Origin of the sequence: Nonomuraea sp. NPDC050394 (assembly GCF_044459065.1) — a bacterium.
Lineage (GTDB): Bacteria > Actinomycetota > Actinomycetes > Streptosporangiales > Streptosporangiaceae > Nonomuraea.
This window is the reverse complement of record NZ_JBITIO010000010.1, coordinates 328,063-350,586: the sequence shown is the minus strand read 5'-3', so window position 1 is coordinate 350,586 and position 22,524 is coordinate 328,063. Positions and strand designations below refer to the sequence as shown.

20 protein-coding genes, 1 pseudogene and 1 riboswitch are annotated in these 22,524 nt (G+C 71.9%); of the genes and pseudogenes, 13 read left to right on the top strand and 8 right to left on the bottom strand.

Translation table 11 applies throughout. The features are described 5' to 3' along the window. Window positions 1-2: 2 nt before the first annotated feature. Entirely contained in the window at window positions 3-548 is a 546-nt protein-coding gene (locus ACIBKY_RS34925; RefSeq protein ID WP_397103491.1) for a TetR/AcrR family transcriptional regulator, read from the bottom strand. Between the two features lie 79 nt (window positions 549-627). Between ACIBKY_RS34925 and ACIBKY_RS34920 the strand changes: the two genes are divergently transcribed. Further along, window positions 628-1,797 (top strand): FAD-dependent monooxygenase, encoded by a 1,170-nt coding sequence (locus tag ACIBKY_RS34920; RefSeq protein WP_397103489.1) that lies wholly within the window; start codon window positions 628-630, stop codon window positions 1,795-1,797. On the opposite strand, the gene ACIBKY_RS34915 is transcribed toward ACIBKY_RS34920, so the two are convergent. Together ACIBKY_RS34915 and ACIBKY_RS34910 are read right to left on the bottom strand one after the other, a co-directional pair. Next, window positions 1,694-2,584, bottom strand: a complete 891-nt coding sequence (locus tag ACIBKY_RS34915; RefSeq protein WP_397103487.1) for a DMT family transporter — start codon at window positions 2,582-2,584, stop codon at window positions 1,694-1,696. The genes ACIBKY_RS34920 and ACIBKY_RS34915 overlap by 104 nt on opposite strands. Window positions 2,585-2,663: 79 nt before the next feature. Next, on the bottom strand, window positions 2,664-3,035 hold the full coding sequence (locus ACIBKY_RS34910; protein WP_379612306.1) for a VOC family protein: 372 nt from the start codon (window positions 3,033-3,035) through the stop codon (window positions 2,664-2,666). Window positions 3,036-3,148: 113 nt separating this feature from the next. Here ACIBKY_RS34910 and ACIBKY_RS34905 point away from each other — a divergent pair, with 113 nt between their 5' ends. From ACIBKY_RS34905 to ACIBKY_RS34880, 6 genes and pseudogenes are all read left to right on the top strand, one after another. Continuing rightward, complete coding sequence (locus ACIBKY_RS34905) at window positions 3,149-3,559, top strand: cupin domain-containing protein (RefSeq protein ID WP_397103485.1); 411 nt, start codon at window positions 3,149-3,151, stop codon at window positions 3,557-3,559. Between the two features lie 175 nt (window positions 3,560-3,734). Further along, a pseudogene (locus ACIBKY_RS34900) lies at window positions 3,735-3,893 on the top strand (EamA family transporter); the annotation flags it as partial. 324 nt (window positions 3,894-4,217) lie between these two features. Next, window positions 4,218-4,862, top strand: coding sequence for a DMT family transporter (locus ACIBKY_RS34895; RefSeq protein ID WP_397103598.1), 645 nt, complete (start codon window positions 4,218-4,220; stop codon window positions 4,860-4,862). Between the two features lie 111 nt (window positions 4,863-4,973). Then, on the top strand, window positions 4,974-7,157 hold the full coding sequence (gene secA2 / locus ACIBKY_RS34890; protein WP_397103483.1) for an accessory Sec system translocase SecA2: 2,184 nt from the start codon (window positions 4,974-4,976) through the stop codon (window positions 7,155-7,157). Window positions 7,158-7,210: 53 nt separating this feature from the next. Further along, the gene (locus tag ACIBKY_RS34885) at window positions 7,211-8,086 is read left to right on the top strand and encodes a hypothetical protein (RefSeq protein ID WP_397103481.1); all 876 of its coding nucleotides are present in this window, start codon (window positions 7,211-7,213) and stop codon (window positions 8,084-8,086) included. A gap of 12 nt (window positions 8,087-8,098) precedes the next feature. Further along, window positions 8,099-8,674, top strand: a complete 576-nt coding sequence (locus ACIBKY_RS34880) for a GrpB family protein (RefSeq protein WP_397103479.1) — start codon at window positions 8,099-8,101, stop codon at window positions 8,672-8,674. 47 nt (window positions 8,675-8,721) lie between these two features. Here ACIBKY_RS34880 and ACIBKY_RS34875 read toward each other — a convergent pair whose 3' ends face one another. Next, window positions 8,722-9,522: an SAM-dependent methyltransferase gene (locus ACIBKY_RS34875; RefSeq protein ID WP_397103477.1), complete on the bottom strand. Its 801-nt coding sequence runs from the start codon at window positions 9,520-9,522 to the stop codon at window positions 8,722-8,724. A gap of 86 nt (window positions 9,523-9,608) precedes the next feature. Here ACIBKY_RS34875 and ACIBKY_RS34870 point away from each other — a divergent pair, with 86 nt between their 5' ends. Continuing rightward, entirely contained in the window at window positions 9,609-10,115 is a 507-nt protein-coding gene (locus tag ACIBKY_RS34870; protein ID WP_397103475.1) for a DUF6328 family protein, read from the top strand. A gap of 16 nt (window positions 10,116-10,131) precedes the next feature. Further along, entirely contained in the window at window positions 10,132-10,281 is a 150-nt protein-coding gene (locus tag ACIBKY_RS34865; RefSeq protein WP_164903902.1) for a GPGG-motif small membrane protein, read from the top strand. 35 nt (window positions 10,282-10,316) lie between these two features. Here the strand turns inward: ACIBKY_RS34865 and ACIBKY_RS34860 are convergent, their stop codons facing one another. The 3 genes from ACIBKY_RS34860 to ACIBKY_RS34850 form a co-directional block, all read right to left on the bottom strand. Further along, window positions 10,317-11,867 (bottom strand): Coagulation factor 5/8 type domain-containing protein, encoded by a 1,551-nt coding sequence (locus ACIBKY_RS34860; protein ID WP_397103473.1) that lies wholly within the window; start codon window positions 11,865-11,867, stop codon window positions 10,317-10,319. A 57-nt stretch (window positions 11,868-11,924) separates the two neighbouring features. Then, window positions 11,925-13,631 carry a phosphomethylpyrimidine synthase ThiC gene (gene thiC, locus ACIBKY_RS34855; RefSeq protein ID WP_397103471.1) on the bottom strand — a complete coding sequence of 569 codons (1,707 nt, stop codon included), beginning with the start codon at window positions 13,629-13,631 and terminating at the stop codon, window positions 11,925-11,927. Further along, a riboswitch (TPP riboswitch) is annotated at window positions 13,624-13,736 on the bottom strand. Its footprint overlaps the gene before it by 8 nt. A 41-nt stretch (window positions 13,737-13,777) precedes the next feature. After that, a complete protein-coding gene (locus ACIBKY_RS34850; RefSeq protein WP_379612317.1) occupies window positions 13,778-14,038 on the bottom strand; it encodes a DUF6458 family protein in 261 nt (86 codons plus the stop codon). 30 nt (window positions 14,039-14,068) lie between these two features. On the opposite strand from ACIBKY_RS34850, the gene ACIBKY_RS34845 reads away from it, so the two are divergent. The 4 genes from ACIBKY_RS34845 to ACIBKY_RS34830 all read left to right on the top strand — a co-directional run bounded on the left by ACIBKY_RS34845 (window position 14,069) and on the right by ACIBKY_RS34830 (window position 19,306). Beyond that, window positions 14,069-14,554 (top strand): shikimate kinase, encoded by a 486-nt coding sequence (locus ACIBKY_RS34845; protein ID WP_397103469.1) that lies wholly within the window; start codon window positions 14,069-14,071, stop codon window positions 14,552-14,554. Window positions 14,555-14,563: 9 nt separating this feature from the next. Then, window positions 14,564-15,112 carry a GNAT family N-acetyltransferase gene (locus ACIBKY_RS34840; protein WP_397103467.1) on the top strand — a complete coding sequence of 183 codons (549 nt, stop codon included), beginning with the start codon at window positions 14,564-14,566 and terminating at the stop codon, window positions 15,110-15,112. A 97-nt stretch (window positions 15,113-15,209) separates the two neighbouring features. Next, window positions 15,210-18,587, top strand: a complete 3,378-nt coding sequence (locus tag ACIBKY_RS34835) for a protein kinase (protein ID WP_397103596.1) — start codon at window positions 15,210-15,212, stop codon at window positions 18,585-18,587. A gap of 56 nt (window positions 18,588-18,643) precedes the next feature. Continuing rightward, window positions 18,644-19,306, top strand: a complete 663-nt coding sequence (locus tag ACIBKY_RS34830) for a hemerythrin domain-containing protein (RefSeq protein WP_397103465.1) — start codon at window positions 18,644-18,646, stop codon at window positions 19,304-19,306. On the opposite strand, the gene ACIBKY_RS34825 is transcribed toward ACIBKY_RS34830, so the two are convergent. Next, complete coding sequence (locus ACIBKY_RS34825; RefSeq protein ID WP_397103463.1) at window positions 19,273-22,491, bottom strand: BTAD domain-containing putative transcriptional regulator; 3,219 nt, start codon at window positions 22,489-22,491, stop codon at window positions 19,273-19,275. The two genes, ACIBKY_RS34830 and ACIBKY_RS34825, sit on opposite strands and share 34 nt — an antisense overlap. Between the last annotated feature and the right edge of the window lie 33 nt (window positions 22,492-22,524).

Below are 22,524 nucleotides of genomic sequence, written 5' to 3'. Positions count from 1 at the left end.
GGTCACCGTCCGATCATGCCGCGCACGACCTCTTCGATGCCTTCGCGCAGGTCCTCGTAGCGGGGGATCTCGCCGGCCCCGGCCAGCGCGTCGAACACCAGGCCCTCGGCGTAGGCGATGAGCTGGCGGCCGTGCCGTACCGGATCGGGCGAGCCCAGGGCGGCGGCGATGGCGGTGGCGGGCGCGCGGAACTGGTTGCCCGCCGCGTCGTAGATCGTGCGCAGTTCCGGGCGGCGGGTGGCCTCAAGGGCGAGCTCGTAGCGGGCCAGCGTCCGGCGGCTGTCCTGAAGCTGCTTGTGGAGGGCGACGGCGAGCTGGTCGATCGGGTCGGCCCCGGGCTCGATCACGGATTCGAACGTTCTGCGCTCCAGGACGGTGAGTCGGTTCAGCGTGAGCTCCAGGAGGGCGGCGCGGGTGCGGGCCAGGTTGGAGGTGGAGCCCGGCGGGAGTCCCGCGGCCTCGTCCACGGCGCGGTGGGTCAGGCCGCGCATGCCCCGCTCGGACAGCAAGGCGATCGCGGTGTCCGCGATGAGCTCGGAACGGTTCACGGCATCGGATACTACACTTGTAGTCGAAACTACACCTGTAGTACCGTCACGGACTACAGACGTAGTAAAGGAGTGAGCGATGACGACGGCAGTGGTGATCGGCGGCGGCGTGGGCGGGCTGACCGCGGGGCTGGCACTCCGGCTCAAGGGCTGGGACGTGACGGTCCTGGAACGGGCCCCGGCGCTGGAGAACGTGGGATCGGGACTGGCCGTGTCCCCCAACGGGCTGCGCGCCCTGGACACCGTCGGGCTCGGGGACCCGGTGCGTGAGCTGGCCCGCGTGCAGGGGGCCGCCGGAGTGCGCAAGACGGACGGGCGCTGGCTGTCACAGACCTCACAGGAACGCGCGCGGATCCGCTACGGCGACGGCGTCGTGCTCATGCTGCGGCGCGTCCTGGTGGACCTGCTCGCCGACGGACTCGGCCGGGCGAACATCCGCCTGAACACCGAGGTCACCGGCCTGGATCCCGAGGGCGGCGCCGTTGAGACCGAGCGGGAGACGTACCGGGCCGACCTGGTCGTCGCGGCCGACGGCATCCGCTCCGGGACCAGGCGGCGGCTCTTCCCCGGACACCCGGAACCCGTCTACTCGGGGGTCACCGCCTGGCGCGGGCTGCTGCCGCGGCCCGAGGGCGTGACGGTCCACAGCGCGGAGAGCTGGGGCCCCGGCCTGGTGTTCGGGACCCATCAGCTGGCCGGTGACATCGTGTACTTCTACGCCACCGACCTCGCCGCGCCGGGCGGCCGCGCCGACGACGAGCGCGCCGAGCTGCTGCGGCGCTTCGGGAGCTGGCACCAGCCGATCCCCGCGATGCTGGATGCGGTGGAACCCGGCGCGATCCTGCGCAACGACGTGTACTCCATGAGGGCCCCGCTGCCCCGCCTGCACCAGGGCCGGGTGGCGCTGCTCGGCGACGCGGCCCATCCGATGGCGCCCAACCTCGGGCAGGGCGCCTGCCAGGCGATCGAGGACGCGGTCGTGCTCGCGCACCACGCGGGCGGGGACCTGTCCGGTTACACCGAGGCGCGGCTGGGCCGTACGACGGAGATCGTCCGCAGGTCCATGGCGATCTGCAAGGCGACGAAGATCCGCAACCCGGTGGCGATCGGACTGCGGGATCTCGGCATGCGGGTGGCCGGCCGGTTCAGCTCAGATCTGATGTTGCGGGCAATGGACTCGGTTCTGGACTGGCGGCCACCGGCGCCGACCGGTCCTTCGAGTGGTCGGGCGTCAACCGGCCGAGCGTGATCGTGCCGCCGACGGTCAGCGCGGCGGCGATGATCGCGGGCACGGCGGTCGACGGGCTGGTCGGCAGCGGCTCACCGAGCAGGATCGCGCCGGCCAGCACCGAGGTGATCGGGTCGATCACCTGCACCCCGGCGTAGGCGATGCCGAAATATCCCACCGCGTAGGACTTCTGCAGCAGCACCACCGCGCAGATCAGCAGGACCGGCACCGCCAGCGTGAACCAGTGCAGCAGCCTGCTCAGGTCACCCTCAAGCCCGCCGCCGACCACGCGGACGAACGTGGACACACTGGCCGTGACCGCGCCCGCTCCCACCGAGAGCAGCAGCGCCTTGTTCGCCCCCTCGACCCGCCGCGCCGCCACCTGCGTGATCAGCACGACGACGCCGATCACCGCCAGGAACGCGAGCGCCGCCGGCGTCCCCAGCCGTGGCGTCACGTGCTGCTGCGGGACCAGCAGCATCAGCCACAGCAACCCCACCGCGACCGCGACAGAACCAAAGATCTCCGCCTTGTACGGCTTGCGCCCGTACATGAACGCCGCCAGCGGCACCGCGAACACCAGCGTGGCCACGCTGATCGGCTGCACCACGACGAGCGGCGCGAAGCTCAGCGCCACGGCGTGCAGGCTGGCGCCGGTGAACCCGATGACACCCCCGATCCACCAGCGCGGGCGTTTGACGAGCTTGAGCGTCGCCCCCTGAGCCACCGCCTCGTACTGTTGCAACGCCGCGCCGAGCGCGTATCCCAGTGCCCCTGCCAGAGCAATCGCCAGACCGACCCACGTCATGGGCGCCCGCAGAGGGGCAAGGAACCTTTCAAGAGCATTCACCCAGCTTATGGCTCGGTGTCCGCTGTCGGATCAGCCTTTAGGAGGAAGGGCATACACAGAAGAGATGCCCTTCGGGGTCCTGGAGCACCACCCACTGGGTGCCTTCCTCGGTCACACCCGGCTGAAACTCGGGCTTCGTGGCTCCGAGCTCCACGTACTCGGCGACCGCCTTCTCCACGTCCGGAACCCGGAAGTCGAAGTGGAACTGCTTGTCGGGACTCGGCCAGGTGACCGGTTTGCGATCCGGCACCCTGCCGAAGTAGATGGACACCGTACCGTCGCCGACGGCGGCGTACTCGTCTTCTGAGTACTGGATCTCGTATCCGGTGATCTGGTGGTAGAACTCGGCGAGCCGCTTGGGCTCGGCGCAGTCGAGGGTGAACGCGAGAAGTTTGGCCTTGGTTGTCATGGGGTCCACTCTGCCGGTCGTACCTGCCACCTTCTGTCAGGTATGCGGAAGTGCCTTGAGCAGGAAAAAGTGCGGTCTTCCGCGAAATTTCGGGTGGGTCCACGATCGGAGGCGTGACGATCATCGACAGACCCGACTACCGGCCTTTCCCCGACCCCGCCAAGCCGCGTTCCCTCACCTGGCCCGTCATGGACCCGGTCCGCGCCGACGGCCACTACGTCAAGGACATCGTGCTCAACTTCGAGCACCTGGCCGACGGCGAGAGCGTCCCCCTGCACCGCCACACCGGGGAGGAGGTGCTCATCATCGACGAGGGCGAGGCCGAGGCCTTCCTCGGTGACGAGACCCGCCTCGTGGGGCCCGGCGCCGTCATCTTCGTCCCGCGCTTCCGCAACGCCTCCGGCGCGGTGGTACGGCTGCACGCCCTCTTCCGCGAGCACGTGGTCGGCACCCAGATCGACGGCCGGCCCGCCTCACTGGACGACTTCCGCCTGATCACGGACGCGTGGGCGAATTCCAGATGAATGGCCGGGACCTCGCCCACTAGGGTGGGCCTCATGCACGGACGACTGATCTGCTCCCCTCCGCCCGCCCTCTAGCGGGCGGCTGACCTCCTTCCCCGGATACCCCAAGGCTGGGCCCCGGTGGTGAGCGCTGCCCGCGCGCGGGCCTCATCCACCTCATCCGGAAAGATCAGTCATGACCCCGATTTCCGCGCGCCGCGGAGCGGTGTACGCCGCCATCGCCGCAGCCGCCTGGGGCACCGGCGGCGCCGCCGGCTCGCTCCTGTTCACCACCTTGGACCCGGTGTCCGTCTCGTTCTGGCGCCACCTCCTGGGCGCCGCCTTCCTTCTCCCCCTCCTCCTCCGCCCCACGGTCCACACCAGCGCAGCGGGGCGATCCGGGCTATCGCGCCCCCTCCTCCCCTCCCGCCTTCCCAGGCTTTTCGGCGCCGCGTCGGCGAGAAGGGACGTCGGTGGAGACCGGCGGACCCGAGACCCCAGGCTCTCCACACTGCTAGGCGCCGCGTCGGCGAGAAGGGGCGACGGCGGAGACCGGCGCACCACCGCAGCGGGCGACGGGCGGATCGCCGGGCCCGGGGGTGGCGCGGGCTCGGCGGGTTGCCGGGGGACGACCGGGACGTCGGTGAAGGTGTGGCGGATTGGGATGGTCGGGGCGGGGATGGCCGTGTATCAGGCGGCCTACTTCGCGGCCATCGCCGAGTCCGGCATCGCCCTGGCCACCGTCGTGACGATGGGCGCCACCCCCGTCCTCACCGCCCTGGGCGGAAGGTTCCTGCTCAACGAGCGCCTCAGCCGCGTGGGCCTTGTCGCGCTGGCCGCCGCACTCGCCGGCCTGACCCTTCTCACGGGCGGCGGCCTCATGGGCGGCGGCCCGGCCGAGGGGACCACGGCGGGCGTGGCGTGGTCACTGCTGTCCGCGCTCGGCTACGCCGCCGTCACCCTCTACTCCCGCCGCCACAACGGCGACCCGGAGACCACCGCCGTGGGCGGGTTCGTGGTGGGCGCCGCGTGCCTGGCGCCGTTCGCGCTGGCGGGGGGCATCCTGCCGGAGTTCACCCTGGCCTCGGCCGCCACCCTGCTGTTCCTGGGCGCGATCCCGACGGCCCTGGCCTACGCGCTGTTCTTCCGCTCCCTCACGGCGCTCCCCGCCGCGACCGTCTCGGTCATCTCGCTCGGCGAGGCCGTCGGAGCGGCGATGATAGGAGTGGTGCTGTTCGGCGAAAGGCTGACGCTTCTGGCCTGGTCAGGATGCGTTCTGCTGCTGGCCGCTGTCGTGGTTCTGACCGTGCACGGGCAAAGGTGAGTTAGGGTCCGGTACGGCGGTGCCTGCCGTACCGGACCCCTTATCGGGGGAATCAGGGGGAACGGTGCCGAGGGAGCGCGCGTTGGAGGAACCGTGGCCTCGATTACCGGAATGATCAGGAATCTCCTGGACCGTCCAGGAGGGGTGAACCTGAGTCCGTACTTGAAGATCGTCAAGACGGCGAACACCCGCGCCGACCGGATCGGCAAGCTCGGCGAACTGCCCGAGCCGTCCATGGACGATCTGGCCGAGTTCTGCGCCGTCGCCCGCGAGGCCGCCGACCGGACGCTCGGCCTGCGGCCGTACGACGTGCAGCTGCTCGGCACGCTCGCGCTCCTCCACGGTCACGTCGCCGAGATGGCGACCGGCGAGGGCAAGACCCTGTCCGGCGCGATGGCGGCGGCCGGGTACGCGCTGCAGGGCAAACGCGTGCACGTGATGTCGGTCAACGACTACCTGGCCAGGCGTGACGCCGAGTGGATGGCGCCCTTCTACGAGGCCATGGGCGTCAGCGTCGGCTGGATCGGGCAGAACTCCACGCCCGAGGAGCGCCGCGCCGCCTACTCCTGCGACGTCACCTACGGCCCGGTCAGCGAGATCGGCTTCGACGTGCTGCGCGACCGGCTGCGTACCGACGCGGCGGCGATCGTGGTGCCGGAGCCCGAGGTGGCGCTGATCGACGAGGCCGACTCGGTGCTCGTGGACGAGGCCCGGGTGCCGCTCGTGATGGCGGGGGCGGCCGACGAGGGCAGCGCCGTACCGGAGATGGCGGCGCTTGTGCGCACGCTGGTGCGCGGCTACCACTACGAGATCGACGAGGGCGCGCGCAACGTCTACCTGACGCCGAAGGGCGCCGACAGCGTGGAGAACATCCTCGACGTCGAGCTCTACGACGAGAACGAGCCGGGCACGCTCATCGAGCTGAACCTGGCCCTGCACGCCCACGCGCTGCTGGCCAAGGACGTCGACTACATCGTGCGCGACGGCAAGGTCCAGCTGATCAATCCCTCGCGCGGCCGGGTGGCGCTGCTGCAGCGCTGGCCGGACGGTCTTCAGGCGGCCGTGGAGGCCAAGGAGGCGCTGCCGCCCAGCGAGAAGGGCGAGATCCTCGACTCGCTCACCATCCAGGGCCTGATCAAGCGTTATCCCAAGATTTCCGGTATGACCGGCACGGCGGTCGCGGTCAGCGAGCAGCTCGGCGAGTTCTACGGCCTGAAGGTCGCCGTCATCCCGCCCAACACGCCCGCCATACGCGAGGACGAGCCCGACCGGATCTACCCGACCGTGCCCGACAAGGACGCGGCGCTGGTCGAGGAGATCCAGGAGGCGCACGCCACCGGCCGCCCGATCCTCATCGGCACCCTGGACGTGGCCGAGTCGGAGAACCTCGCCAAGCTTCTGCAGCGCCGTAACCTGGAGCCCGTCGTCCTCAACGCCAAGAATGACGCGGAAGAGGCGGCGATCATCGCCAGGGCCGGCGAGCGCGGCGCCATCACGGTCTCCACCCAGATGGCCGGCCGCGGCACCGACATCCGCCTGGGCGACGGCGTGGCCGAGCTCGGCGGCCTGTACCTGATCGGCTCCGGCCGCCACGCCAGCAGCCGCCTGGACGACCAGTTGCGCGGCCGGGCCGGCCGCCAGGGCGACCCGGGCGGCTCGGTCTTCTTCGTCAGCGTGCAGGACGACCTGATCACCCAGTTCGTCCCGGACGAGCGCCCGCCCGCCGCCGACCCCGACGGCCTGGTCCGCCACCGCCGCGGCGCCTACCTGGTCGGCCACGCCCAGCGGGTGGCCGAGGGCGTCAACCTGGAGATCCACCGCAACACCTGGCGCTACACCCGGCTGCTGGAGCACCAGCGCGAGCTGATCCTGGAGTGGCGCGACAAGGTCCTCCACACCGACTCCGCCGCCAAGGCGCTGGCCGAGGCCGACCCCGAGCGGTGGGACTCGCTGCCCGAGGACACCCGGGAGGAGACCGCGCGCCAGATCGTCCTGCACGCGATCGACACCTGCTGGACCGAGCACCTGGCCTTCCTCACCGACCTGCGCGAGGGCATCCACCTGCGGGCGCTCGGCCGGATGAGCCCGATCGACGAGTTCCACCGGGAGGCGGTCGCCGAGTACAAGGCGCTGCAGGCCGAGATCGAGCGGCGCTCGCTGGAGGCGTTCGAGTCGCCGGAGCCCGACCTGAAGCGTCCCTCCGCCACCTGGACCTACCTGGTGCAGGACAACCCGTTCGGCACCGAGTGGGACCGCATTCTCAAGCGCGTCACCTCCGCCGCCCGCCGCGGCTAGGCACGGCGGAAACTTACAAGACCGGTCCCGCGGCGGGCGGGAAGGATGAGGTCATGACCGTTGACCTGACCGCCGCCGCCGACTTCATGGCCACGCACGCGCGTGTCCTGGACCGGCGGCGTTTCGACGTCCTGCTCGGCTCCGGCGACCACGCCGGGCTGCTGTCCGCGGTGGACGCCTACCGCAACCCGGACGGCGGCTACGGCTGGGGCCTGGAGCCCGACCTGCGTTCCCCGGAGAGCCAGCCGGGCGCCGCCCTGCACGCCTTCGAGGTGTTCGCCGAGATCGCCCCGGTCGTCGCCGTCCAGGCGGAACAGCTGTGCGACTGGCTGGGGACGGTGACGCTGCCCGACGGCGGCCTGCCGTTCTCGCTGCCGCTGACCGTGCGGGCGGGCACCGCCCCGTGGTGGGGCGGCGGCGACGCCGCGACCTCCTCGCTGCAGATCACCGCCGTGAGCGCGGCGGCGGCCCTGCGCGTCCCGTCGGTGGCGGGGCACCCGTGGCCGGCCCGCGCGACCCGCTACTGCCTGGACGCCGTCCGCGCCCTGGACGCCCACCCCCACGCCTACGTGCTGGCCTTCGCCATCCACTTCCTGGACGCCGTCCACGACCGTGAGCCCGAGGCCGCCGCCCTCCTGGACGGCCTGGCCAAGCTGATCCCGGACAGCGGCGAGATCCCCGTGGAGGGCGGCACAGCCGACGAGAAGCTCACCCCGCTCGACCTCGCCCCGTACCCCGATCGCCCGGCGCGTGCCCTGTTCACGCCGGCCCAGATCGAGGCCGACCTCGACCGGCTGGCCGCCGCGCAGAAGGCGGACGGCGGCTGGACCGTCGAGTACGCCAAGATCTCGCCCGCCGGCGCCCTGGAGTGGCGCGGCGTCGCCACCGTCAACGCCATCACCGTTTTGCGGCGAAACGGCCGCCTCTGAAATTCTGGCCCGATGACCGAACGCCCTGTCGTCGTGCCCCATGATCCCGCCTGGCAAGGGCGGGCGGCACGACTGTGCGCCGACCTCCGGCGCGTGCTCGGGCCGGTGGCGATACACGTGGAGCACATCGGCAGCACCTCGATCCCCGGCATGGCGGCCAAGCCGCTGTTCGATCTCCAGGTCAGCGTCCTCGGCCTGGAGGAGGCCGAGCGGGTCTTCCGCGGGCCGCTGGAGGCGCTGGGGTTCACGATGTCGCCGTACCGGCGTGACCACGTGCCCGCGGGGCTGGAGGACGACCCCGCCAGGTGGGCCAAGCGGCTCTGGACCCGGCGGGGGCGCCCCGGGGACGAGGTCAATCTGCACGTGCGGGTGCTCGACGCGCCCAACGACCGCCTGGCGCTGCTGTTTCGCGACTGGTTCCGGGCGCATCCGCGGGCCGTACCGGCTTATGCGGACTTCAAGCGGCGGCTGGCCGGGGCGGTGCGTGAGACGGGTGAGTACGCCGACGTCAAGGACCCGGTCGTGGACCTGGTCATCGTGGTCGCCGAGGAGTGGGCGGACGAGACCGGCTGGACGGCCCACCCTTAGGGCTTGCGGGCCCCTGGGGTTCGCGGGCCCCTGAGGTTCGCGGGCCCCTAGGGTTTGCGGGCCACGCCGCCCAGCAGGAGCTCCTCCCACGTCTCCAGCGGTCCGGGGCTGCCCTCGGGACGCCAGTGGGGAAGGTGGACGAGGCCGGGGCTGACCATGTCCAGCCCGTCGTAGAAGCGGTTGATCGACTCGGCGGTGCGGAAGCGGCCGGTCCCCATCGTGGCGTGCAGCATCGCCTCCAGCGCCTTCGCCTTGGGGTTGTGGGAGGTCATCATGTTGGAGGCGGCCAGGTAGCTGCCCCGCGGCAACGCCTGCATGTACTGCTTGACCAGCCCGTGCGGGTCGTCCTCGTCGGGGAACAGGTGCAGCAGGCTCATCATGAGCAGGCCCACGGGCCGGGAGAAGTCGATCAGGTCGAGCAGGTCGGGGTGGCCGAGCACGGCGTCCACGTCCATGGCGTCCGCGGTGATGGCCGTGGCACGCAGGTTGGTGCGCAGGATCGAGCGGGCGTGCGGCTCCACCATCGGGTCGAGGTCCACGTACACGACGCGGGCCTCGGGGTTGGCGAACTGGGCGACCTCGTGGGTGTTCTCGATCGTCGGCAGGCCCGCGCCCAGGTCGATGAGCTGGGTGACGCCGGCGTCCCGTACCAGATGGTCGGTGACGCGGCCGACGAAGGCGCGGTTGCACCAGACGAGGCTGACCACCTCGGGGACCGCGGCGGTCAGGCGTTCCGCCACGGCCCGGTCCACGGTGAAGTTCTCGGTGCCGCCCAGCAGCGCGTCGTATACACGAGCCACGCTCGGCCGGGTGGCATCGACCCCGGGTGGAATCCATTCGTTGATCATGGGCGGCTCCGCCGAAGTTCCGTTGCCGCGGATCGTATCCAGACTCCGGCCGGTATGTCAGCGCCTCTGCGGGGTAGCGCCCCAGCATGACGGACACTTCTCAGGGTGAGTCGCGCAACGAACGCGAGTCCCACAAAGAACGTGTAGATCGTGAGCTGACCGAGTTGCTGCAGGGCCTGCGTGTCGCGGTCACCGGGGTCCAGGTGCTCTTCGCCTTCCTGCTGACCGTTCCCTTTCAGCAAGGCTTCGGCAAAGTCGACACCGCGGGCCTGTGGCTGTTCTTCATCGCGCTCATGGGCGCCGCGCTGGCGTCGGTGTGCTTCATCACGCCCGCGGCGCAGCACCGGGTGTTCTTCCGCACCGGGCTCAAGGAGCGCATGATCAAACGCGCCAACTCCCTGGGCATCGCGGGTGCGGCGTTTCTGCTGATCGCCATGACCGCGGCCGTGGCCATGGTGGCGGAAGTGGTGCTGAACGCCTGGCCGGCGACCTTGTTCGGCGGCGCGGTGGCGCTCACAGCCGGGTGGTTCTGGCTCCTCCAGCCCATCACGGACATCTATCGAGCCAAGGGCACGTTAGAGGAGAAGTCCTGAGGGCAGCAGCATGACCATGGCTACATTGCTCTGGATCATCGCCGTCATCCTCGTCATCGCCGGGATCTACGTCATCCTGGCCAGGCGGGACATTCTATGGGGCATCGTCCTCATCGTGCTGGGATTCCTCGTGGGTCCCGGCGGAGTCAGCATCTTCAATGTGTGAGGAAAGCGGGCCGGCCAGAACCGGCCCGCCTTCTCTCACCTCCCAACCGTTTCAGCCGCTTCCCAGGTCTTCAGGTAGGCCTCGGCCCCCTGAGCCATGTCCTGGACGAACGCGTCGCCGGCCAGCGACCTGATGTCCTCGATCCAGTCGGGCACCAGGCCGTAGTTGGCGACGCCGTCCACGTTGTAGTCCCATGTCCGCTGTCCCGTGCTGTGCCGGTCGAAGCTGACCGAGCCGTCGTGGGAGTGGAAGGGGTACGCCACCGCGCTGCCGGCCCGGGGACCCGGCAGTTTGCCCAGCCCGTTGGCGTCGAGGCCGTACCCGAACCCGGGGCGGCCCGCCGCGTCGCGCAGGGGCTTGGTCTCGCGCCAGGCGCCGGCGAACCCCTCGGCCCCGTGGCCGTATGAGGTGACCATGCCGCCGAGCCGGTAGATGCGCTGGTAGTTGAGCGCGTCGGTCCAGCTGTGGGAGGAGATCACGCCCGCGTAGCCGGCCTGCTCCAGGAGGGTGAGCGTCCGGTCGGCGGCCTTGACGCTCATGTGGTCCACCTCGATGAGCATGCCGCGGCTCATCATGCCCTTGACCATGTGCTCACCGAGCGAGGTGAGCCCGCGTCTGTTGCAGTGCGGCCCCGGCGGGTAGACGGGCAGGCTGACGCCGGGCGGCAGCCAGCGGGCCAGTTCGGGCGGGAGCACCGCGGGCGAGATCGTGTTGTCGCGCTGCGGCCCCGTGCACGCCTCCGTCTGCCAGAAGCGGCCGGACGACAGGAAGTTGCCCAGGTTGACGATGGCCCCCTGGGTGCCGGAGTCGAAGCGGACACCGCACAGGGCGTTGTCGTACTTGTGGCAGACGAACATGGAGCGGACGCCGAGCTGGTACATCTCATCCAGGCCCCGGTCGATCTGGGCCTTGGTGCAGTGGGGGATGCCGAGCGTCTGCCGGCAGCCGAACGGCTCGGAGGTCTCGATGCCGAGCACCACGGCGAGCTTTCCCGCGGCGATGACCGAGCGGGCCTCGGCCGGGCTTCTGACCACGCGGAACCAGCCCTGGCCGGGGCCGCCGCTCTGCTGGTCGATGTAGTCCTGCATCTCGAACGTACGGCGGGCCTCCAGGCGGATGGAGCCCATCTCGTCACAGGGGTTGATCTTCAGCGGGTAGATCTCGCAGAGCTGGCGGTTGGCCACGAGGTCGTTCACCATGATCCGCAGCCCGCCGCGCCAGGCACGCTCGATCCAGGTGTAGTAGGCCTGCTGGTGGGTCAGCGAGTCATGGGCCGGCCAGCTCCTGAACGTGGGCCAGCCGACCGGGTCGTGGGTGCCGGTCGGCTGACCGGTGCGGGTGAAGTTCTCGAACCAGGCGGCTTCGCCGTTCGGGAAGTGGTCGAGGCAGTCGACCAGCGCCCTGGCGATGCCGCCCGGGTCGAACGGCTTGCCGCAGAGCAGCTTGCCGCCGAACGCTTCGTAGGACATCAGGTGGCTGTGCGCGTCGATGAAGCCGCTCACGGGCTGCTCGCTGCGGGATAACGCGGGGGCGGGTAACGCGAGCAGGGCGATGGCGACCAGGACGGCGAGTATGCGGCTGATCACGCCCTCAGCGTGGGCTCCTTACAGACGCCAGTCAAGACCCAATATGAGTCCTACTCGCTATTTTGGGTCCGCCGGATCCAGATAGACCTCACCGCCCCTTTCGGTGAACTCCACCGCCTTCTCCGCCATGCCCGCCTGGATGGCCGCGGAGTCCGTCAACCCATGCTCCTCCGCATATTTCCGGACATCGTGGGTGATCTTCATCGAACAGAACTTCGGCCCGCACATACTGCAGAAATGCGCGGTCTTGGCGGGCTCGGCCGGGAGCGTCGCGTCGTGGAACGACCGGGCCGTCACCGGGTCCAGCGACAGGTTGAACTGGTCCTCCCAGCGGAACTCGAAGCGGGCGTCCGACAGCGCGTCGTCCCACTCCTGCGCCCGGGGATGCCCCTTGGCGAGGTCGGCGGCATGGGCCGCGATCTTGTAGGTGATGACGCCGGTCTTGACATCGTCCTTGTCCGGCAGGCCCAGATGCTCCTTGGGGGTGACGTAGCAGAGCATGGCGGTGCCGTACCAGCCGATCATCGCGGCGCCGATGCCCGAGGTGATGTGGTCGTAGCCCGGCGCGACGTCGGTCACCAGCGGGCCCAGCGTGTAGAACGGGGCGTCGTCGCAGATCTCGCGCTGCAGGTCCACGTTCTCCTTGATCTTGTGCATGGGCACGTGGCCGGGTCCCTCGATCATGACCTGCACGTCGTGCGCACGGGCGACCTTCGTCAGCTCGCCCAGCGTGCGCAACTCCGCGAACTGCGCCTCGTCGTTGGCGTCGGCGATCGAGCCGGGCCGCAGGCCATCGCCGAGCGAGAAGGCCACGTCGTAGCTCGCCAGCAGCTCGCACATCTCCCGGAAGTTCTCGTACAGGAAGCTCTCCCGGTGGTGGGCCAGGCACCACGCCGCCATGATCGAGCCGCCGCGCGAGACGATGCCGGTCTTGCGCCGCGCGGTCAGCGGCACGTACGCCAGCCGTACCCCCGCGTGCACGGTCATGTAGTCGACGCCCTGCTCGCACTGCTCGACCAGCGTGTCCCGGTAGACCTCCCACGACAGGTCGGCCGCCACGCCGCCGACCTTCTCCAGCGCCTGGTAGATCGGGACGGTCCCGATCGGCACCGGCGCGTTCCTGATGATCCACTCGCGGGTGGTGTGGATGTTGCGGCCGGTGGACAGGTCCATCACGGTGTCGGCGCCCCACCGCGTCGCCCAGGTCATCTTCTCCACCTCCTCGGAGATCGAGGAGGCGACCGCGGAGTTGCCGATGTTGGCGTTGATCTTCACGTGGAAGTTGCGGCCGATGATCATCGGCTCGCTCTCCGGATGGTTGACGTTGGCCGGGATGATCGCCCGCCCGGCCGCCACCTCCTTGCGGACGAACTCGCCGCTCACCCCCTCCCTGACCGCGACGAACTCCATCTCCTTGGTCACCACGCCCCGCCGCGCGTAGGCGAGCTGGGTCACGGGGGCCCCGGTGGCCCGCAGCGGCCTGCGCCCGTCGCCGGGGAAGACCTCGGTGTTCGCGCGGGCCCAGGCCTCCTGCTCCTTGAAGCCGTCGTCGATGGGCCGCACCTGGCGGCCGCCGTAGCGGGCGACGTCGCCGCGTTCGAGCACCCACACCTCCCGCAGCCGCGGCAGGCCCCGCGTGATGTCGGGGTTGTCCGGCCCCGAGGTGTCGTACAGCTCCACCGACGTCCCGTTCGACAGGTGCACCCGCCGCATGGGCACCCGCAGATCACCGAGATGGATCTTGGAAAAGCGCGCGTCACTCATCGCGCAAACTCCCTTCGCCGGCATTACCCGGATCAGGTTCTGGCGGTCGGCGGCTGCTCCAGCCGTCCTCTCAGCCCGTTGCACCGGGCTCCCGCGTTCGGACCGCGCCACCGTACCCCGGCGACCCGGGGTACGCACAAGACCCTTTACAGCGGCGGTTCGTCGATACGGCGCCTCTCCTCGTAGACCGTCGTCGTACGGCGCGCGTGCGGGTCCTCGTAGATCGGCTCCTCGATCACCCTGCGGGTAACGTGCATCCGGTACAGGCCGAACAGCAATCCGGCCAGACCACCGATCATGAGGACGACGCCGATCACATTGATGTCAAGACCGGCGAGGTCGAACTCGACCGCCCAGGTCAGGATCGCGCCGAGCATGATGAGGATGATGCCTCCGGCGATTGTCATAATGCACCTCCAGAGGAAACACCTATCCCCATGTCGAAGAACAAACCTGTCGTCGTGATCGGGCTCATGGGCTCGGGCAAGACGACCGTCGGCAAACTGCTGGCCCGCGAGCTCGGCGTGCCGCTCAGCGACAGCGACCCGTACCTGCGCGGCCGCTACGGCACCAGCGCCGCCGAGATCGCGAAGGCGGAGGGCGCGCACGTGCTGCACCAGAGGGAGGCCGAGCACGTGCTCCACGCGCTGACCGAGCCGCCCCAGGTGATCGCGGCGGCGGCCAGCACCGTGGAGGACCCGCGGGTACGCGAGGCGCTGCGCGCGGCCTTCGTGGTCTGGCTGGACGCCCCCGACGAGATCCTGGCCCAGCGGATGCGCTCGTCCGACCACCGCCCGGAGTTCTCGCCCTCCGCCATGCGGGCGCGGCGCGAGCCGTACTTCCTGCAGGTCGCCGACCTGCGGCTCGACGTCTCCACGGCCACCCCGGAAAACACGGCGACAACCATTTACGAGGCTCTATAAATTAGGGAAATGTTCGCGAACAAACCCACCCTCGCCGGTGATCGGGTCACCCTCGTACCCGTCGGGCCCGAGCACGTCGAGGGCCTGATCGAGCTCTGCGACGACCCCGAGGTCGCCAAGCTCACGGGCTCCCATACCCACAACGGGATCGCCCCCAAGGCGGCCCTGGAGTGGTACTCCACGCGAGGCGGCCACGAGGACCGGCTCGACCTGGCCATCATGGCCGCGGACGGGTACGTCGGCGAGATCGTGCTCAACGAGCTCGACAAGGACAACCTGTCGTGCAACCTGCGCATCGCGCTGGTCGGCGCGCGGGCGTTCGGCAAGGGTTACGGCACCGAGGCCATCCGGCTGGTGCTCGGCCACGCCTTCGCCACGACTCCTCTGCACCGCATCGAGCTGGGCGTATACGATTTCAACGACCGCGCCAAGCACGTCTACGAGAAGGTCGGCTTCGTGCGGGAGGGCGTGCTGCGTGACGCGCTGCTGTGGGAGGGACAGTGGTACGACTCGGTGACGATGTCCGTGCTGCGTACGGAGTGGAAACCCCTGTCATAATGATCATGACGCACGGGTCCCTCGAGGCGCGCGAGGGACCTGTGGCGTTGCGGGCGGCAACCAATTCCGCGTTGTGCGCATCTAAGGGGCAGTGACGATGCGCTTGGTGCCCGGTGACCCCGAACGGCTTGGCGGCTACTGGCTGGCCGGCCGGCTCGGCGCGGGCGGCCAGGGCGTCGTCTACGACGCCTACGACGCCGAGGGCCGCCGCTTCGCGGTGAAGGTCCTGCACGGCGGGCTGAGCGGGCAACTGGCCAAGGAGGCCGCCGCGGCCGGCCGGGTGGCCTCCTTCTGCACCGCCCGCGTGGTCGAGGCCAGGCTGGACGCCGAGCGGCCGTACATCGTCAGCGAGTTCGTCGAAGGCCCCAACCTGCGCCAGGCGCTCGAACGTCACGGCCCCTACTCCGGCGACTCCCTGCTCAGGCTGGCCGTCGCACTGGCCACCGCGCTGGCCGCCGTCCACAGCTCGGGCGTGGTGCACCGCGACCTCAAGCCGGAGAACGTGCTGCTCGGGCCGGACGGGCCCCGGGTGATCGACTTCGGCGTCGCGCGTACCACCGACGGGGCGAGCACGAGCTTCGTCGGCGGCACCCCCACCTACATGGCGCCCGAGGTGTTCACCGGCCGCCGCGCCGGGCCGCCCGCCGACGTGTTCGCCTGGGGCGGCGTGGTGCTGTTCGCCGCCACGGGCGAGGACCCGTTCCAGGCCGAGAGCCTCGGCGGCGTCATGCACCGGGTGCTCACGGTCGACCCCGACCCCGGCGACCTGACCGAGCCGCTGCGCTCGCTGGTCGCCCGCGCGCTGGCCAAGGACCCCGCCGGGCGCCCCACCGCCCCCGAACTGCTGCTCGGGCTGCTGGGCAGCGCGGAGCCGAGCGCGGGCGCCGAGCTGGCGGCCCAGGTCAGGCCGCCGGACGGCCTCGGCGGCGAGCGTCCGCTCGGCGAGGTCGCCGAGGAGGTCTACGCCGCGCTCACCCCCGAGCAGCAGCGCGCCGTGCCCGGCCTGCTGCTGCGGATGCTCGACGGCGAGACGCTCCGCCGCATCCCGCGCGACGAGGCCGAGGACCCCGGCGTGCTGGCCCACTTCGCCGAAGCCGGTCTCCTGGTACGGCGCAGCCTCAAGGTCGCCCCCGAGGACACCGAGACCGGCAAGCTCGTGGCCGTCTCCGACGACCTGGTCGCCCCGGCCAGCGCCGCGCTCTACCACGCCTGGCCCAGGCTGCGCTCCTGGGTGGCCGACGACCGCGACGGCCTGGCCGTGCACGGCAGGCTGCGCGGCGCCGCCCTCCACTGGCAGGCCCACCGCCGCCGCGCCGCCGACCTCTACCACGGCAGCGCCCTGGACACCGCGCTCGGCTGGGCCGCCACCACCCGCCGCCACCTGGACCTCAACGCCCTCGAACGCGACTTCCTCGACCGCAGCGCCGCCCAGGCCAGGCGGCGCGGGCGCCGGCGCGGGCTGGCCCTGGCCGCGATGGCGGCGCTGCTGGCGGTCGCCGTCTCGGCGTCGGTGCTGGCCGTACGGCAGAGCCAGGACCTGAGCAAGCAGCTCGCGCAGGCCAACGCGCGGGCGGTGGCGGCCAGGGCGGAGGCGATGCGCGCGACGGACCCGCAGGCGGCGATGCGGCTGAGCGTGGCGGCCTGGAGCCTGTCGCCGGTCTTCGAGGCCAGGACCGCGCTGCAGCATTCGCTGGCCCAGCCGGAGGTGAGCGTGTTCACCGACCCGGAGATCGTGCCGTCGGCCGCCTACCACCTGGCCTTCGACGGGAAGAGCCTGCTCAAGCGGGCCGGCGACCAGGTCGTCACCTGGGACATCGCCACCGGCAGGGCCACCGGCCGGGCCAGGGTGCCGGGCGGGCAGGTCGAGGCGGTCAGCGACGACGGCGCCAGGGCCGCCGTCTCCGACGGCTCGACGGTGCGCACGGTCGAGCTGGCCACGGGCGAGCAGGTCGGCGCCGCCCGCCCGCAGGGCGACGCGGTGGAGCTGCTGGCCGGCGGGCGGTTGCTGGCCCTGTCCGCCGGGGGCAGGACCGAGCTCTACCCCGCCGATGGCGCGCCGCTGCCCCTCGACCTGACGGGCCGGACCTACGCCGTCTCCCGCGACGGCCGCTGGGCCGCACTGGGCTCCGCCGACGACGGCGGCCGGGCCGAGCTGTGGGACCTGCGCTCCCGCAAGCGCACCGCCAGCGTGCAGGTGGACGTGCCGGTCGCCAAGAGCGGGGCGGAGCTGCCGCTGGCGTTCAGCCCGGACGGCTCCCGCCTGGCCGTCACCGGCGCCACGGGGATCACGCTCGTCGACACCGCCACCGGCGGGCGCCGCCTGCTGCCGAGCAGGGGCGGCTCGCTGCTGCCCGTCGTCTTCAGCCCGGACGGCAGGTTCCTGGCCGAACGGCTGGAGGACCAGGCCCAGCTCTGGCGGGTGGCGGACGCCGGCATTCTCGGCCAGTACCCCGTCAGGCAGGCCGAGGCCGCCCTCGCCTTCTCCGGCGACGGCCGCGCGCTGCGCTACGTGAAGGGCTCGGGCTCGGTGGTCTCCATCGACGTCTCCAGCGCCGTCGAGCTGACGCCCGACGAGGAGGCGGTCAGCATGGGCATGGCCCGGCTCTCGCCCGGCGGCCGGGTGACCGCGCTGCAGGTGTCCGGCGCGATCAAGCTCACCGACGCGCTCAAGAAGCAGCCGATCGGCCGCATCGAGGGCACCGGCGACCTCGCCTTCGACGACGGCGGCACCCTGCTGGCCGTCGCCGCCGACCCGGTCGTGATCTGGGACGTGGCCGCCGGGCGCCGCGTCAACGCCATCGACACCGGCCACGAGCCCTCCGCCGTACGGCTGTCGCCCGACGGCGGCACGCTCGCGGTCGTACGCGGGCCGGACATCGACCTGTGGAGCGTGCGCGACGGCAGCAAGACCCGCACGCTGTCCGGCGTGGGCAGCACCGCGCTGGCCTTCAGCCCCGACGGCAGGACCCTGGCCTCCGGCGCCGACCTGGTCGAGCTGAACAGCGGCCGGGTCACCCGCGACCCCGCCGGAGTGCGCAACCTGGCTCCGGACGCCGTCGCCTTCAGCCCCGACGGCCGTACGCTCGGCTACGTGCTCGGCGAGGACGGCCGCATGCTCCTGTGGGACCTCACGACCCGCACGGGCCGGACGGCGCCCGTCTCCTCCGGCGCCCAGCACCTGCGCTTCTCCCCCGATGGCAGGCTGCTGGCCGTCGGCGGCGAGCGGGTGGAGCTCTGGGAGGCGGATTCGCTGCGCGAGGTCGGCCAGGCGCCGGTGGACGCCTACCCCGCCGACATGGCCTTCAGCGACGACGGGCGGCGGCTGTTCGTCGTGCAGCCGGGCGGCGAGGTGCAGCAGTCGCCGATCGACCCGCTGCTCGCGGCCGAGCAGGTGTGCGCGCGGGCGGGCGGCGCGCTCAGCGAGGCCGAGTGGGCGAAGCTCATCCCCGAGGCCTCCTACCGCAGCAGTTGCTGACCCGGCGACAAGTACGCCACCAGAGGACGGAAAGAGCGGCGACTCATGCTGACCGCATGAGCACCGTACAGATCCCCACGTTCACGCCCCGCCGCGGCGGCGGGCAGGAGCCAGAGCCCAACCTGACCTCGATGTACGTCATCCACCGGGCCATGCTCGCCGACCTGCGGCGGCTCACCGCCCTGCTCGCCCGGCCCGGGTCGCCGGGCGTCGCGCGGGTCGCCGTCCTGCGCGCGTACGTCTCCAGCCTGCTCGTCGAGATCGACCACCACCACGCCAACGAGGACGACCTGCTGTGGCCGATCATCGAGAGCACCGCCGGGCGGGCCGTGGACCTCAACCCGTTCACCGACGACCACCAGATGCTGGAGCCGCTGCTGAACCGCTGCCGCAGGGCCGTGCACGGCGACCCGGCCACGCTCGGGAGCGAGCTGGCGGAACTGCTCGCGCTGCTCGACGAGCACATCGCCGAGGAGGAGTCCGACCTGTTCCCGATCATCTCCCGGTTCGTGCCGCACCAGGCGTACGCGTGGGTGGAGAAGCAGGTGGCCAGGCGCGCCACGTTCAAGGAGCTGACCTTCACCGTGCCGTGGCTGGCCCGCTACGCCACCAAGGCGGAAATGGACGGGCTGCTGGCCGACGCGGGCGCGCCGTTCCGCGTGCTGCTCGCCGTCACCCGGGGCCGCTACGCCCGGCGCGAGCGGCTGCTGTTCGGCTGACCGCCGAGGCGGGCGCGGGCGGCGGCGATCCAGGGGGCCACGCCCGCCCGCTCCGCCACCTCCAGAGCGTGCCGGTAGTGCTGGCCGGCGGGACGGCCCAGGTGGCCGGCCACGTCACCGAGGACCTGAGCCGTGGGCCAGACGGCCAGGTAGCCGGTGCCGCCCACGGGCTGGGCCGCCACGGGAAGCAGGTCGGTGTAGGCCGACTCCATGCGCGGCCGGTCGTCGAGCGCGATGCCGAGCAGCGCGCGGACGGCGGTGAGGAAGTGCCAGAAGTAGTCGCGCCTGATCGGCTTCAGCGGGCCGGACAGCCGGGCCCGCGCCTCGTCCGCGCGGCCCGCGTGGCACAGGGCCAGCGCGTGGAGCTCGGTGACCTGGTCCCGCCAGGGCTCGTAGCCGGCCCACGGCTCGATCTCGGGCAGCAGCGGGGAGACGTCGCCGCGCATCAGGTGCATGCCGTACAGGGCGAGCAGGAGCACTCCCGCCTCGTGCTGCCACATGCCGAGGCGGCCGGCCTGCTTGGCGGCGGCGCGGTAGCGGCGTTCGGCCTCGGTGTAGTCCTCGGCCAGGACCGCGCGCAGGCCGCGGTAGAAGCCGGCCACGGCCTCGGGCAGCGCGCGGCCGTGGCGGGCGGCCCGCGCGGCGTGGTGGTCGGCGGCGGCGAAGTCGGCGCGGCCGGTGGCGCTCTGCATGAGCATCAGGTGGGCCACCACCTCAAGGGTGCCGTCGGCCTCGGCCATGGTGAGCAGTTCCCGCCCGATCTCCTCGCGCTCGGCCAGGCCGTCGTAGCGGAAGCTCTCGTGGTGGCGGCCGTTCAGCGCCAGGGTCAGCAGGCCGGGGTCGCCCAGGCGGCGGGCCATGGCGACGGCCTCACGGGAGGCCACGTAGCCGCGTTCGGTGGGTTCGCCCTCCAGCTCGAAGGCGAGCGTGGTCAGCAGCTGACAGCGGGCCATGCCGTCGCCGGGAGGCAGCGACTCCAGCGCCGACTCGACCGCGGCGAGCAGGTCCGTGTCGAGCCCGCCGTACTCCCTGCTGCTCCAGAACATCGGCACGTCGAAGGAGACGATCACCCGCGCCAGCAGCTCGGGGTCGCCGAGCGGCAGCGCCTCGCGCACCGCCCCGGTGCGGTGGGTACGCGCCTCGACCAGCCGCCCGTCGTTGGCCAGGGCGGAGACCTTCGCCAGCATGAGCTCCAGGCGCTCGCGGGCGGTGCCGTCGAAGCCGTCGAGCGCGTGCTGCCACAGCTCGGCCGCCTGAGCGAAGGCGAAGCGCCGCTCGGCCTGCCGCGCGGCGAGCCTGGCATAGTGAACGGCTTTCGCCCGCTCCGCGGCGGCGAGGTAGTGATGGGCCAGGGCGGCCACGTCGTCCGGCTCGTGTTCCTCGATCGCGCGGGCGACCTTGCCGTGCAGCCGCGCCCGGCGGATGCGTGACAGGTCGTCGTAGAGGGTGTCGCGGATGAGCACGTGGGCGAAGCGCAGCCGGCCCGCCTCCGGTTCGGTCAGCAGCCCGGTGACCAGGCCGGACTCGATGGCCTCCAGCACCGCCTCCTCGTCGCCGCCGCTGACGGCGGTGAGGACGGCGACGCCGCTCTCCCTGCCGATGACCGCGCCGTGCCGCAGGATGGTCCGCGCCTGCGCGGGCAGCCGCGCCAGGCGGCGGCGCAGCACGTCCCGTACGCCCGCGGGGACGGCGACCGTGCCCTCGGAGTCGAGCAGCCGCGCGGTCTCCCTGACGAAGAACGGGTTGCCGCCGGTGCGTTCGGCGATCTCGGCGACCGCCTCGGGCGGGGCCGGGCGGGCGCAGGTGATCAGGACCAGTTCGGCCACCTCGGCCCGCGACAGCCCGCCCAGCTCGATGCGCAGCGGTGCGTGGGCGGCGATCGCGGCCAGGGCGTCGGCCAGGCGTTCGCTGGGCTCGGTGTGGCGGTAGGAGCCGATCACCAGGAGGCGGGCGGCGGTGTTCTCGGCGATGACGTGGGTGAGCAGGGCGAGCGTCTCGGCGTCGGCGCGGTGCAGGTCGTCCAGGACGATCAGGAGCGGCTGCCTGGCCGCCGCCGCGCCCGCGAAGGCGGCGACCGCGCGGTGCAGCCGGAAGCGCGCGGTGGCCGCGTCGCCCCGGACCGCCGCGTCGCGCAGCAGCGGAGCCAGTGCCTCGGGGTCGTCGGGCGGCACCCTGGCGGCCAGTTCCCGCAGCAGCTCGGCCCAGGCCCAGCCGGGAGGCGCGCCCTCGTGCTCGGGGCAGCGTCCCCAGCCGGCCGCCCATCCTTCTGCCACGAGCCGGGTCCTGACCTGCTCGATGAAGGCCGTCTTGCCGGCGCCGGGCTCCCCGCTGACCAGCACCACCCCCGCGGGCAGCGCGAGCACGCCGGCCAGTTCCCCGCGCCTGCCCACGTACGGCTGCGCCGGCACGACCGGCCGCTCGGGCGGCGCGGCGGGGACGGGCCGGTCGCTGAGATGGGCGGCCTGGGCGAGGATGTCCTCCTCCAGCTGCCGCAGCTCGGGCCCGGGATCGACGCCGAGCTCCTCCACCAGGTGGGCGCGGGCCCGCCGCAGCGCGCCCAGCGCCTCTCCCTGCCGCCCGCATCGGTACAGGGCCCGCGCCAGCAGCGCCCACGCCCCTTCGCGCAGGGGGTACGCGCCGACGAGCCCCTCCAGATCCGGTACGGCCCGCGCCGCCCCGCCCTGCCCGATCAGCTCCCCCGCGTGCCGCTCGACGGCCGAGGCGCGCAGCTCGTCCAGCCTGGCCGCCTCGGCGTCGGCCCACGCCAGACCGGCGAACTCCTGGTAGGCGGGCCCGCGCCACAACGCGAGCGCCTCGGCCAGCGCGGTGGCGCCGGCCGACGGGTCGCGTACCAGGCTCTCGAACCGCCAGGCGTCCACGGCGCCGGCGGGCAGCCGTACCGCGTAGCCGGGCGGAACGGTCACCAGCACCCCGCCGGTGGAACGCGGCGAGCGGCCGGGTTCGAGCGCCCGGCGCAGGTTGGAGATGTAGCTCTGGACGGCGGCCAGCGCCTTGGGCGGCGCCTCGTCGGCGTAGAGGTCGTCGATGAGCCGGTCCACGGGCACCACTTGGCCGCCGGCGGCCAGCAGCCTGGCCAGGACCGAGCGCTGCCGCGGCCGCCCCAGCACCAAGGGCTCATCGTCGACGTGGACGGTGAGCGGGCCGAGCACCTGGAAGGTCAGCACAACACCGCCACCGTACCCAGAATCGCGGAAGCG

What these genes read in the sequence shown, in the direction of transcription:
- ACIBKY_RS34920 (WP_397103489.1), top strand. Translation starts at nt 628, where the DNA reads ATGACGACGGCAGTGGTGATCGGCGGCGGCGTGGGCGGGCTGACCGCG.
- ACIBKY_RS34915 (WP_397103487.1), bottom strand. Translation starts at nt 2,584, where the DNA reads ATGACGTGGGTCGGTCTGGCGATTGCTCTGGCAGGGGCACTGGGATAC.
- ACIBKY_RS34910 (WP_379612306.1), bottom strand. Translation starts at nt 3,035, where the DNA reads ATGACAACCAAGGCCAAACTTCTCGCGTTCACCCTCGACTGCGCCGAG.
- ACIBKY_RS34895 (WP_397103598.1), top strand. Translation starts at nt 4,218, where the DNA reads ATGGCCGTGTATCAGGCGGCCTACTTCGCGGCCATCGCCGAGTCCGGC.
- secA2 (WP_397103483.1), top strand. Translation starts at nt 4,974, where the DNA reads ATGATCAGGAATCTCCTGGACCGTCCAGGAGGGGTGAACCTGAGTCCG.
- ACIBKY_RS34885 (WP_397103481.1), top strand. Translation starts at nt 7,211, where the DNA reads ATGACCGTTGACCTGACCGCCGCCGCCGACTTCATGGCCACGCACGCG.
- ACIBKY_RS34880 (WP_397103479.1), top strand. Translation starts at nt 8,099, where the DNA reads ATGACCGAACGCCCTGTCGTCGTGCCCCATGATCCCGCCTGGCAAGGG.
- ACIBKY_RS34875 (WP_397103477.1), bottom strand. Translation starts at nt 9,522, where the DNA reads ATGATCAACGAATGGATTCCACCCGGGGTCGATGCCACCCGGCCGAGC.
- ACIBKY_RS34870 (WP_397103475.1), top strand. Translation starts at nt 9,609, where the DNA reads ATGACGGACACTTCTCAGGGTGAGTCGCGCAACGAACGCGAGTCCCAC.
- ACIBKY_RS34865 (WP_164903902.1), top strand. Translation starts at nt 10,132, where the DNA reads ATGGCTACATTGCTCTGGATCATCGCCGTCATCCTCGTCATCGCCGGG.
- thiC (WP_397103471.1), bottom strand. Translation starts at nt 13,631, where the DNA reads ATGAGTGACGCGCGCTTTTCCAAGATCCATCTCGGTGATCTGCGGGTG.
- ACIBKY_RS34850 (WP_379612317.1), bottom strand. Translation starts at nt 14,038, where the DNA reads ATGACAATCGCCGGAGGCATCATCCTCATCATGCTCGGCGCGATCCTG.
- ACIBKY_RS34845 (WP_397103469.1), top strand. Translation starts at nt 14,069, where the DNA reads ATGTCGAAGAACAAACCTGTCGTCGTGATCGGGCTCATGGGCTCGGGC.
- ACIBKY_RS34840 (WP_397103467.1), top strand. Translation starts at nt 14,564, where the DNA reads ATGTTCGCGAACAAACCCACCCTCGCCGGTGATCGGGTCACCCTCGTA.
- ACIBKY_RS34835 (WP_397103596.1), top strand. Translation starts at nt 15,210, where the DNA reads ATGCGCTTGGTGCCCGGTGACCCCGAACGGCTTGGCGGCTACTGGCTG.
- ACIBKY_RS34830 (WP_397103465.1), top strand. Translation starts at nt 18,644, where the DNA reads ATGAGCACCGTACAGATCCCCACGTTCACGCCCCGCCGCGGCGGCGGG.